This is a genomic window from Planktotalea sp., from assembly GCF_018607995.1.
Classification (GTDB): domain Bacteria; phylum Pseudomonadota; class Alphaproteobacteria; order Rhodobacterales; family Rhodobacteraceae; genus Planktotalea.
In genome coordinates, this window is the sequence record NZ_JABBAL010000027.1 from 1 (window position 1) to 10,829 (window position 10,829).

Here is a 10,829-nt window from a genome sequence, read left to right on the forward strand (position 1 = left end):
TACCTGCTTTTAAATGACGAATGCCTCTTATTGTTCGCCAAGACTTTTAGGTGTGGACCCGTTCAGTGATACTTGAAAGGTCTTCTTATAAGATAAAGAAAGGTGCTATCAGCCTTGGTAAAGCCAAGCAAAAGCTAAACAGAAGGCACGACACCTTTTTTGCACTAAATTGCCGCTGCCAATCTGTGGTGCAACGAACGCGCTCCCTATCCACGCAGTGTGCACAAGCAACGACAAAAGTGAATGCACAGTTTGGTTTCACTGCTGAGATTAGTTAGGTCGTGGCATTCTGCAATGCGGCTTCGCAATGAATGGCAGCTTTGGCGAGCTCGCACGTATGCAGAGAAGCTCCGCTTTCCGCCAATTCCAGAAGGATTGCCATTTGCAGGGCCGAGCCACGTTCATAGAGCTCAGCCACAAGGCGAGGGTATTCAACCTAGTGAAGTCAATAAATAGCCGCGCAACTTCGTTAAGATTTCCCAAAACAGCACTCTATACCTGTACAAATAGTGCAACGCGATACCTGTACAAATAGTGCAACGAGCTGAGTCGTATTTTGCAGTTGCTCCTTGGTTGATGCCAAAGGAGCTACAACCCTCCCCTTTCGCTATTGCTCGAGACGGATTGGCGTGGTTGATTGATCGCAATATATGGACGCTTGAAACCAACGGAGAGAAAAATGAAAACACTCAAATTAGCTTTACTCGGAGGCGCGCTGAGCATGTCAGCAATGGGCGCATCCGCAGAAACATTTCGCTGGGCGTCCAATACTGACCCTCAAACGATGGACCCACATGCTGTAAACTCAGCACCTGTGCTGTCATTCTTGAACAACGTTTATGAAGGACTTGTACGCCGTGGGCAGAACATGTCGATCGAACCTTCATTGGCCACATCGTGGGCCCCCCTTGAGGGCGAAAATGGTTGGCGGTTCACTCTACGTGAAGGTGTCACATTCCAAGACGGCGCTGCCTTTACATCTGAAGATGTGATGTTTTCTTATCAACGTGCCTCGAACGAAGCCGCCGACGTGCGCTCTTGGTTTGCGCCTGTGTCGGACGTACGTGTCGTAGATGACTTCACAATTGATTTTGTTACCACTGCGCCAAACCCGTTGTTTCCTGACTCAATCGCGAACTTCATGATCCTTGATAAAGGTTGGGCAGAAGCAAATGACGCTTTGTTGCCCGCTCGCGATGCAGAAAATTTCGCGACGATGAACGTCAATGGAACAGGGCCGTTCACTTTGGCCAGCCGTGATCCTGGCGTGCGCACGACGCTTTCACCTAATGCGAACTGGTGGGACGAAGCCTCGCACAACGTTTCTGAGGCCGTGTTTACGCCCATCGGAAACTCTGCCACTGGGCTTGCAGCACTTTTGTCTGGCGAAGTTGACTTCATCCAGCCAATCCCTCTTCAGGACATAGCGCAAGTTGAAGGTCGTGATGGGTTTAAGGTGCTAGAAGGTGAAGAAACCCGGGTCATCATGTTTGGCTTTGGTCATGAGCATGAGGCGCTCCTTTATTCTTCTAACGTACAAGACGCGAACCCGTTTGCGGACCCGCGTGTACGTCTTGCTGCCGCACATGCTTTAGATCTTGCATCGATCGATCGTGTCTTGTTCCGAGGCAAAATCGAAGCAGCAAGTCAGTTGGTGCCCGCAGGTATTTCAGGCTTTTCCGAAGCAAACCAAGATCGTCCTTCATTTGATCCTGAACGTGCAAAAGCATTGCTTGCCGAAGCTGGATATTCCGATGGTTTCTCTTTCGGTCTGAAATGCCCGAATGATCGCTACATCAACGATGAAGCGTTGTGCCGTGCAGCGGCCTCTATGTTTGCGGCGGTTGGCTTGAACGCTGAACTTAGCACGGGTCCTGTACGTGACTACTGGCCTCAGCTTCGCGCGGACGACTTCGATATGTACCTATTGGGATGGTCCCCAGGCACGTTTGACATGGAGCACCCGATCCGTTTTTTGCTGCACAGCCAAGACAATGACAAAAAGCTGGGCTCTTGGAACTTTGGCGGCTATTCAAACGCGCGCGTGGATGAACTTCTTCCGCAAATTCAACAAGAGATTGATCCTTCAGCGCGCCAGACTTTGGTCGATGAAGTCGTTGCGATCACGCAAGAGGACGTCGCCTATATTCCGCTTTATACACAACCTCTCATCTGGGCTGCGAAGGATAATGTCGAGCTGACACAACGTGCGGATAACTTCTTTATGTTGCGCTGGGTCACGGTGAACTGATCCGAGCATAAGGCAAAAAGGCGATGGTATATTTTATCTTGAAGCGGATGATTCAATCCGTCTTTGTGATGCTGACCGTCGCCTTTTTAGCATTTTCTTTGTTCCGCTTCGTGGGGGATCCGATTACCCAGATGACAGGTGTTGAAACCTCTGTCGAAGACCAAGAACGGTTACGTGAAGAACTGGGTCTCAATGATCCTTTTGTATATCAATTCACGCGCTTCACGGGCGACATGCTGAAAGGCGATTTCGGGTTTTCGTACCGAACACGCCAACCTGTGGCTGAAATGATCGCAAGCCGCATTCCCGCGACGTTAGAATTGGGCGTGGTCGCTTTGATAATTTCGCTTCTCGTAGGTATCCCTGCAGGGGTTTACACAGCGCTGAAGCCACGAGGCGTTCTGACACAAACCATCTTGATGACAACTCTTGTGGGCGTGTCGATTCCGACATTTGTGATTGGGATCATGTTGATCTTTATTTTTGGCGTGCAATTAGGCTGGCTCCCCACATTCGGACGCGGAGGTACGGTTCAAATAGGTGGCTGGGAAAGCTCTTTGTTTAGCTTCGATGGATGGCGCGCGTTGTTGCTTCCCGCTATCACCCTTGGCGTTTACCAACTCACCCTGACAATGCGATTGGTCCGTGCAGAGATGATGGAGGTTATGCGATCTGACTACATCCGTTTCGCTATGGCCCGAGGTGTGCCGACGGCGAGCCTTCATTACAGACATGCGCTTGCGAATACGATGGTGCCAGTGATCACAATCATTGGGTTGCAATTCGGTGGTGTCATCGCCTTTTCCATTGTGACTGAAAGCGTTTTTCAATGGCCTGGTATGGGATTGCTCTTCCTTGAATCAATTCGCTTTGTTGATATCCCAGTCATGGGTGTGTACCTCGTTGTCATCGCGTTCTTTTTCGTATTGGTGAACCTCGTTGTTGACTTGCTCTACGTGGCTATCGACCCACGCCTTCGGATCAGGGACGTGTCATGATTGCGTTTGTGAAAAAATACGAAGGTCTATGGCTGTTCGTGCATTCCCCAGCCGCAATTATTGCAGCTCTCGTCGCAGTATTGACCTTTCTGGGAGCCGCTTTTGCGCCATGGATCGCGTTGGTCAATCCCTACGATCTGGCGTCGTTTAGCCTGTTTGACGGATTACTGCCGCCCACATGGTTGGACGGTGCGAACCCTAAATTCATCTTGGGAACTGATGATCAGGGTCGTGATATGATATCCGCGATTCTTTACGGCGCGCGGCTGTCATTGGTTATTGGCTTGTCTGCGTTGAGCATTGCCGCGGTTCTTGGGGTTGGGCTTGGCCTTGCTGCCGGGTACTATGGCGGGCGGTTCGATGCCATTGTGATGCGAATTGCTGATGTGCAACTTGCCTTGCCTGCAATCCTGACAGCGCTGCTTATCGACGGCATCGCACGGGGTATTTTGCCAGCCTCAATACAACAAGATTTGAGGGTTGCTGTGCTCACCTTGGCTATTGCTTTGTCGCTTTGGGTGAACTTTGCCCGAACCGCTCGCGCGTCCACATTCGTTCAAATGAACAAGGAATACGTTCAGGCCGCGATCATGATGGGGCAGCGCCCGATCCGAGTGATGTTTGTTCATATTTTACCCAACATCCTTGGGCCACTTTTGGTGATCATGACCGTCGATCTTGCCTCCGCTATTTTGCTAGAGGCAACATTGTCTTTTCTCGGGATAGGCCTGCCTGCCGACAGCCCGAGCCTTGGCACGTTGATCCGCGTTGGCATGCAATTCCTGCTGTCAGGTGAGTGGTGGATCTTGTGGATTCCGACATTGTTTCTTGTTGCGCTTGTAGTGTCGATCAACATCCTTGGCGATTTCTTGCGAGACATCTTTAATCCGAGGTTACGCTAGATGCTGACGATTAAAGATCTTTTGGTTAAGTTTCCAATGCGTTTTGGAGCTTTCACTGCAATCGAAGACGTCGACATGACAATCAAGCCCGGTGAAATTCACGGGCTTGTCGGGGAAAGCGGTGCAGGCAAGTCCACAGTTGGTGCGGCGGTCATCGGTTTGTTGCAATCCCCGGGGTATGTCGCAAATGGAACTCTTACATTAGGTGATACTGACTTGCGCAACCTCAGCCCTGCTGAAGCTCATAAAGTGCGCGGCGATCGCATATCGATGATCTTTCAAGATCCTCAAACCAGCTTGAATCCGTTGATGACGATTGAACGCCAACTGATCGAAACCATTCAGACCCATTCCTCGCTCAGCGAAAGCGAAGCCATTAACCGCGCCGTTGATTTGCTTGAAGACATTGGCATCAAAAACGCTGCTGAGCGGATCAAAGCCTATCCGCATCAGTTCTCAGGTGGCATGCGCCAACGGGTGGTCATCGCGCTGGCCATAAGCACCGATCCCGAATTGATCATTGCGGATGAACCGACTACGGCGCTTGATGTAGCGGTGCAATCCCAGGTGCTCGATTTGATCCAAAGATTGGCGAAAGAGCGCCAAATTGCCTTCATGTTGATCACCCATGACATTGGTGTGATTGCGCAAGTGGCAGACCGCGTCACAGTTATGCGCAAAGGGCGCGTGATGGAAACGGGTGTCACCGCTCAAGTCTTGGGTAAACCACAGCATCACTATACCCAACAGCTGATGGATTCAGTGCCACCCCTAGATCGCAAGATAGATCGCTTTCGTGTTCCTGAAGCTGATGACACGATTGCGAGCAATGGCGCTATGGCTGAGAATTGGTTACTTGAAGGCTCTCAACACGCGCGAACGGGCCTCTCTCTGACAGGCCTTAGCGTTGAATTTGCAGGGCCACGCACGTCAATTTTTCGCAAACTGCCGCCCTATGTTGCTTTGGATGATGTGACGCTAAACATCAAACCGGGCTCGATTATGGGGCTCGTTGGTGAAAGCGGGTCTGGCAAATCGACGCTTGCCAAAGCGATCACCGGATTGGTGACTCCAAGTAGTGGCACCATGGAGTTAGGGGATGTCGTGCTGCCTTATGGCAAGTCGCGCAGTCGTCAGCACCCATCTCGGCAGCTAATCCAAATGGTGTTTCAAGATCCGTATTCTAGCCTGAATTCACGCCACCGCATCGGTGACATATTGACAGAGCCCTTGTGGTTTTACGGCTTTGTTAAAGACGAGCAAGAACGCGAGAAACTCGCGGCCTCAATGCTATCACTGGTTGGGATGCAGCCTGATGCAATCTCGAAATACCCGCACCAATTCTCCGGTGGCCAACGTCAACGCATCGCAGTTGCGCGCGCACTTTTGGCGCGTCCACGCTTTTTGATCTGTGATGAGCCGACATCCGCATTGGACGTTTCAATACAGGCTGAAATATTGAATCTCTTGAAAGACTTGCAAGCGAAGTTTGGCCTGACGATTTTGTTCATCAGCCATAACCTCGCTGTTGTGCGCCAGATGGCAGATGACACGGCGGTGCTGCGAAGTGGCAAGATCGAAGAAGTTGGCGAAACAAATGCACTCTACACAGCACCACAAGCGGACTACACAAAGTCGTTGCTGGACCTTACGCCTGTGATGCCGACGACGTGGCAGACATAAACCATGATGCAGCTATTCGGTTATGACACGATCAATACACTTAAGGTGTTGATGTTGCTGATGGAAACCGACGCAGAGTTTGAATTTGTTCCAATCAATATTCGTGCGGGAGAACAACATAAGCGCGAATTTCTCGACATTAATCCCGCGGGAAAAGTGCCTGTCTTGAGAGATGGAAGCCAGCACCAGACCGAGTCTAATGCTATCCTGATGAGCTTGGCCCACAAAATGAATTGGGGGCTTCCTGAAGATCCAAAGGAATACGGCTGCATGATTTCGTGGCTCTTTTATCAAGCTTCCACCCAAGGACCTCATTTTGGGCAAATCGAATATTGGAACAAGCTTGCAAAACAACCAAACACTCGAGCTTTGACACATCTCCGCACGATCGCAAATCGCACAATTCAACATTTAGATGATCAGTTGAAGGGCAGACAGTTCATCTGCGGAAAGAACTACAGCATTGCAGATATCTCACTTTTCCCATGGCTGCATATTCACGACCATCTTGGCTTGACGATAAAAGGCGTTAACAACCTTGAGCTTTGGCTTGAACGGATTGGTAGAAGACCGGCTTCGATGAAAGCTCTTGCCTTTTTAGGATCGAATTCGATGTTTGATAAAAAAATTGAGTAAGCGCGGTGTGTGAAATCGTTAGAGAGCAAAACTCAGTTCGTTTTACTTTTTAAAAGGCAAAGCACGTCCTTTGAATGTCGGCTAAGCACCTCGCGTTCAGTCCCTGTAGCAATCGCAGCGAAGGTCTACTTCCCACCAATGGTGTGGACAAGTCTCGGTGCGTACTCGCTTGTCCTTTCTACCATTGAGCAATAGAAAATACTCTCTTCCCTTCAACCCCTGAATGGCTATCGGTCGATGAAGCGTTTCTTGCTTGTCAGGAGCGTGATCTGATCCGAACCAAGAAAACGATCCGCCAGTGGTGCCGTCAGGAAAATGTAGAAAGCCAAAAGCAAGTCACGCCCACTGGTGAGCCTTGGATGCTTGAGAAGTCTTCCCTTCTCGTCAAAGTCGCCCCCGAGCTGGAGTTCATGCAGGAGGCTGCACCCGTTCAGACCAGTGCGCACTTGTTCAAACGGGTTCAGACCGAAGACGCACCCGTGCAGACCGGTGCGGACGCGTACGAACCACGGCGAACCGAGGCAGATCCACACCAGGTCGGGCGCAAAGACAGGCAAGACACGGAAGTGATTGCGAGCCTTGAGGCGCAGGTGTGCTTGCTTGAGATAGATAAGGCTGTGCGAGACATGCACGTTGAGTTTCTAACGTCTCAGAACGCGGCAGCGCGGGAATAGTTGCTTGGTCAATGTCGATACATCAGACATCTTGAAGCCGAGGTTTTGCGGCTGGATGGGGAGGTGAACCAACAATTCTTGAAAGCTCCAATTCTAAGATCCAACGAGAGGCAAGAAACGAGTACTGAGAGTGTTCCAACGAGTAATTTCGACCCTGCGCATTAGTCGCTGAAAATAGTGCTTCACATGTGCTAAAATTTAGCCATCTATGGAAACACTCGGACAACTTATCAAAGACCGCAATGATCATCATCCAGGGTGGTGACATCATCTCGAATGGAGGTGGGTTTACGCAGGTGCCGAACTTCATTGCTGGTAAGCAAAAAAGTTAGCGTCGGGGCGAAGCTCACTTACGCTGTGCTTCTGAAATACGCTTGGCAGAACGACTTCTGTTTTCCAGGACAAAAGCGATTGGCCGATGATATCGGAGTGACCAAACGCAGTCTCTTCAGTTTTGTCAAAGAACTGGAAAAAGCAGGATTCATCAAAATCCAGAGACGTGGCCAGGACAAAGTGAACCAAAACATTTTAAATCTGAAGGCTCGCAAGCGAACAGCCTAGAAGTGCAAATTTTGCACTTCTAAAGATGAAAGGATTGCACCCCTGGAGGTGCAGATAGTTCACTTCCTTCCATAAGAAGAATACTCATTTAAGAACATAAGAGGGAAACCACTCAGATTTCTGTGGATAAAAATATCTAAGGGGATTCCCGACACAGACTTTGAAGAGGTTCGTGGCTTGCGAAGATCGATCGCGGCGGCATCGAGATTGTTTTTCAGATGAATCGCGTAGTGTTTCTAATTCATCTCAACACTGGTTTGTCAGTTCTTGGCGATCTGATAGATGTTCGCGCCTTTAAGCAGCCGGATCGAGATGTAGCCGTGCCAGAACGAGTAGAGAGTGTGCCGTTTGCCTTTGCGGTCGATCTTAAGGTCTTCCGCCTCGAGCATTCTATTGAACACTTTCTTGTGGCCGTAAGGAAAAATCGGATCTATCGGGTTTGGATTGTTTCTCTCCTTCAACCGTTGAAACGGCAAGACGGCCCCGGTCATACTTTTATAATATCCGGTGCCTCGTTTGCCACGCACTTCGATCTCAAGGATCATTTCGTCAGTTGCTTCATCATTCACGATGCTCACGTCGCGATATTGCAGGCGCTTGGCTTCATCGGGCCTGAGGCCAGTGTTTGCCATGAACAAATTCAAGTCGTGCATTTGAGTAGCTTGGTAGCGCCGATTTTGTTTTCGGCGGCTTTCATATTGCGACGGGTCGCGTTGTCGAGCTGTTTGTATTCGTCCGGCGAGAACCACGCCCTGTGCGCCACTTTCTTGAAAGCCGTGTGAGGCGCGGACATGTCGGGCAGGGCGGCCAACCACCCTTGTCTCACAGCTGTCTTGAACACCATCCGCTAAGTGACGATTTCTTTGTCCATCATTGATTGTGAAGGTGGCTGGTACTTTGGATCGTCGTCCATGCGAAACAGGCGATAGTGTTGAATTGCACCGGCCGTCACTTCAGCGAGGGGACGATTGCCAAAATATGACAATAGATGATTTGAGATCCGAGAAAACTGTCCGCGCACATGGTCTTTGTTGCGTGTCCCTCCGGTCATCACTTCATATTCCTTAATGAAACGCTCGGCTGCTTGGACGAAAGTCTTATCGCTCAGTTTCTCACCTTTGCTCTGGCGCAGCTTGAGGCTCATTTCCTATTGCTTGGCAAACTCCTTTGCCGTAAATTTTTTTCCTCCGGTCGAAGCTCGTTGTTTTTATCTTCAAGATAGGTCGCGCACTGCCAGATACCGGCCTTGCCGCGTTGGTATAGATTCACCTTTCCGTCGAAGATTGTTTGAGTCACAGCCATGCCACATCTCCCACGCTGAAAACGGGTGCAAATGTGTGTAAGAGATGGGTAAGACACAAATCGCGAAACCAAAAGGTGTCGATCTCGTATAAGACATTGTTTTTTTGTTTTCGTGGTGTTTAGGGGCGAAATCGAAATACCGACACGAGGATTTTCAATACACCGACGGCGTTTGCAATTAATGATTTGCTAAGTTTGGTCTAGCTTAGTTTCTAACTGTATACTTGTGCCAATTTGATCACAGGGTTCGGATGGTGCAATTTGTGAATGTACCATCGCTCGCATTTGTGTTTCGTTCCTCGTAGAAGATTATCATAAACGTACCTGCCACCGAAGATATGACAAACTATCACACCGCTCTTTTGAACGAGCCAGCTTTCTTTTCAGCCTGCAATTTGGCGTATCGCTCTACTTTTAAGCAGTCATCGTTTGCCGAATGTCAGCGCCAAGTCCAAACGGCTGCTGGGATCAGATTTGACGTAAGGAAATGAAATGACAGCAAAAACTCTATCTGCACTTATCGCTGTGTCACTTACACTTGCAGCTTGTGCTCCAAGCGAGCCACCGCGTGAAGCAGCAACTGTTTCAAGCGCAAATACCGCAACATTACTTCCGCCCAAGATCAAGAAGATGAGCGCTGATGGCATTCAGATTACCTATCCCCAGATATCAATGGGATTTGATGCAAGCTGTGGCGCTTTTCGGGTAATGAGCACAAAACTCAACCAATGTGCCAAGCTTCCAGAAAACGTCAAGCAGCTGGCAGTGGATCACTGTAGCCGTTTTGAGAAGACAGCAATGTTCATGGGGAACAAAACAAACCTAATACAGATGACGGTCTCACATTTTGATTGCGAGTAAGTCGCACGAGGTATTGCAGCACTTATAGAGGTGAAAAGTGCGATTTTTGGGCCGTATTTTTTACGGGAAGCAGTACATTGTTGTCTGCTTGCAAAGGCCTAAGATTTTGCCCTCACACCACCTACACGACCTTCATCTGTGCATCCCCATTACCATCAATGTATCTCTGAGTGACGGCGAGTGACGAATGCTCTGCAAGCGCCTGAACATCCCGAAATGAGCCGCCTACGCTGCTAAACTTTCTTGCAGCGTTAGTGGTAAATATGCGTCGCCTGCTGTGTGACGAGCAGTCAACAAGCCCGACATCAGCACACCAAGCTGCAAACATATGTACGATTGCTTGTGACGAAGTCTTTTCTGATCGCTCATTGCGGATCACGTGCGATGTGGCAATATCAATGCTGTGATACTGATGTTCACTCTCGAGCAAATCTGCCAGTTTCAGGCGTAGTTGCAGGTTCAAAGGTATAACGCGAACGCCACGCCCCTTTGACGCTTTATCAGTCAATTGAATGCTTGAGGCAATGTTTCTTCAGCATCTGTGAGCATCGCCCACTGCAGCTCTGCGATTTCTTTCGCACGAAGCCCTGCACGAACCGACCGCAGAACCACAATTTCATTGCGCTGAGCGTGCTGCAGAGTGCCTACATACCAAAGCAGTTGATCTATTTGTTTCTTGTTGAGTGTCTTCGCTTGCTTTCCAAGTGACATGGCTAACCTACTATATTTACGTTGCTTTTTTACCTTAGTATACTGACTGGAAAGCCTAGCCTTGCAACCACATTAAAAGTCCTGAGTCCTGTCAGACACTTACAGAGACTGATGTTGAAATGATGATTTCATACTGAGTTTGATTGGGTCATTTCTTGTAAGAAATGACGATCAGAGCACCTTTGCAGCCAGTGTATGCCCAGCAACATCGACTGCGACACCTGAACCAATTTTCTGACGCTGCTTCACG

11 protein-coding genes are annotated in these 10,829 nt (G+C 49.4%); 8 read left to right on the forward strand and 3 right to left on the reverse strand.

Annotation, left to right across the window (positions count from 1 at the left end; translation table 11 throughout):
* The first annotated feature begins 679 nt into the window (after positions 1 to 679).
* The 7 genes from QZ280_RS10880 (at position 680) to QZ280_RS10910 (ending at position 7,705) form a co-directional block, all read left to right on the forward strand.
* Positions 680 to 2,251, forward strand: a complete 1,572-nt coding sequence (locus QZ280_RS10880) for an ABC transporter substrate-binding protein (protein WP_293443951.1) — start codon at positions 680 to 682, stop codon at positions 2,249 to 2,251.
* A 23-nt stretch (positions 2,252 to 2,274) separates the two neighbouring features.
* On the forward strand, positions 2,275 to 3,249 hold the full coding sequence (locus QZ280_RS10885; RefSeq protein ID WP_293443954.1) for an ABC transporter permease: 975 nt from the start codon (positions 2,275 to 2,277) through the stop codon (positions 3,247 to 3,249).
* Positions 3,246 to 4,151, forward strand: a complete 906-nt coding sequence (locus QZ280_RS10890; RefSeq protein WP_293443957.1) for an ABC transporter permease — start codon at positions 3,246 to 3,248, stop codon at positions 4,149 to 4,151. Before QZ280_RS10885 ends, QZ280_RS10890 begins: the two co-directional genes overlap by 4 nt.
* On the forward strand, positions 4,152 to 5,834 hold the full coding sequence (locus QZ280_RS10895) for an ABC transporter ATP-binding protein (RefSeq protein WP_293443960.1): 1,683 nt from the start codon (positions 4,152 to 4,154) through the stop codon (positions 5,832 to 5,834).
* A gap of 3 nt (positions 5,835 to 5,837) precedes the next feature.
* A complete protein-coding gene (locus QZ280_RS10900) occupies positions 5,838 to 6,470 on the forward strand; it encodes a glutathione S-transferase family protein (RefSeq protein WP_293443962.1) in 633 nt (210 codons plus the stop codon).
* A gap of 359 nt (positions 6,471 to 6,829) precedes the next feature.
* The gene (locus QZ280_RS10905) at positions 6,830 to 7,144 is read left to right on the forward strand and encodes a hypothetical protein (RefSeq protein ID WP_293443965.1); all 315 of its coding nucleotides are present in this window, start codon (positions 6,830 to 6,832) and stop codon (positions 7,142 to 7,144) included.
* 276 nt (positions 7,145 to 7,420) lie between these two features.
* A complete protein-coding gene (locus tag QZ280_RS10910) occupies positions 7,421 to 7,705 on the forward strand; it encodes a helix-turn-helix domain-containing protein (protein WP_293443967.1) in 285 nt (94 codons plus the stop codon).
* Between the two features lie 260 nt (positions 7,706 to 7,965).
* On the opposite strand, the gene QZ280_RS10915 is transcribed toward QZ280_RS10910, so the two are convergent.
* Both QZ280_RS10915 and QZ280_RS10920 read right to left on the reverse strand, forming a co-directional pair.
* Positions 7,966 to 8,520: a hypothetical protein gene (locus QZ280_RS10915; RefSeq protein WP_293443970.1), complete on the reverse strand. Its 555-nt coding sequence runs from the start codon at positions 8,518 to 8,520 to the stop codon at positions 7,966 to 7,968.
* Between the two features lie 32 nt (positions 8,521 to 8,552).
* Positions 8,553 to 8,849, reverse strand: a complete 297-nt coding sequence (locus QZ280_RS10920; protein WP_293443973.1) for a hypothetical protein — start codon at positions 8,847 to 8,849, stop codon at positions 8,553 to 8,555.
* 650 nt (positions 8,850 to 9,499) lie between these two features.
* On the opposite strand from QZ280_RS10920, the gene QZ280_RS10925 reads away from it, so the two are divergent.
* Positions 9,500 to 9,868, forward strand: coding sequence for a hypothetical protein (locus QZ280_RS10925; protein ID WP_293443976.1), 369 nt, complete (start codon positions 9,500 to 9,502; stop codon positions 9,866 to 9,868).
* A gap of 121 nt (positions 9,869 to 9,989) precedes the next feature.
* Here the strand turns inward: QZ280_RS10925 and QZ280_RS16370 are convergent, their stop codons facing one another.
* Positions 9,990 to 10,376, reverse strand: a complete 387-nt coding sequence (locus QZ280_RS16370; RefSeq protein ID WP_365734578.1) for a site-specific integrase — start codon at positions 10,374 to 10,376, stop codon at positions 9,990 to 9,992.
* Between the last annotated feature and the right edge of the window lie 453 nt (positions 10,377 to 10,829).

Bases quoted from the DNA above. Each gene is read 5' to 3' on its own strand.
- QZ280_RS10910 (WP_293443967.1), top strand. From the start codon at position 7,421: ATGGAGGTGGGTTTACGCAGGTGCCGAACTTCATTGCTGGTAAGCAAA.
- QZ280_RS10900 (WP_293443962.1), top strand. From the start codon at position 5,838: ATGATGCAGCTATTCGGTTATGACACGATCAATACACTTAAGGTGTTG.
- QZ280_RS10905 (WP_293443965.1), top strand. From the start codon at position 6,830: ATGCTTGAGAAGTCTTCCCTTCTCGTCAAAGTCGCCCCCGAGCTGGAG.
- QZ280_RS10920 (WP_293443973.1), bottom strand. From the start codon at position 8,849: ATGAGCCTCAAGCTGCGCCAGAGCAAAGGTGAGAAACTGAGCGATAAG.
- QZ280_RS10925 (WP_293443976.1), top strand. From the start codon at position 9,500: ATGACAGCAAAAACTCTATCTGCACTTATCGCTGTGTCACTTACACTT.
- QZ280_RS10890 (WP_293443957.1), top strand. From the start codon at position 3,246: ATGATTGCGTTTGTGAAAAAATACGAAGGTCTATGGCTGTTCGTGCAT.
- QZ280_RS10895 (WP_293443960.1), top strand. From the start codon at position 4,152: ATGCTGACGATTAAAGATCTTTTGGTTAAGTTTCCAATGCGTTTTGGA.
- QZ280_RS10880 (WP_293443951.1), top strand. From the start codon at position 680: ATGAAAACACTCAAATTAGCTTTACTCGGAGGCGCGCTGAGCATGTCA.
- QZ280_RS10885 (WP_293443954.1), top strand. From the start codon at position 2,275: ATGGTATATTTTATCTTGAAGCGGATGATTCAATCCGTCTTTGTGATG.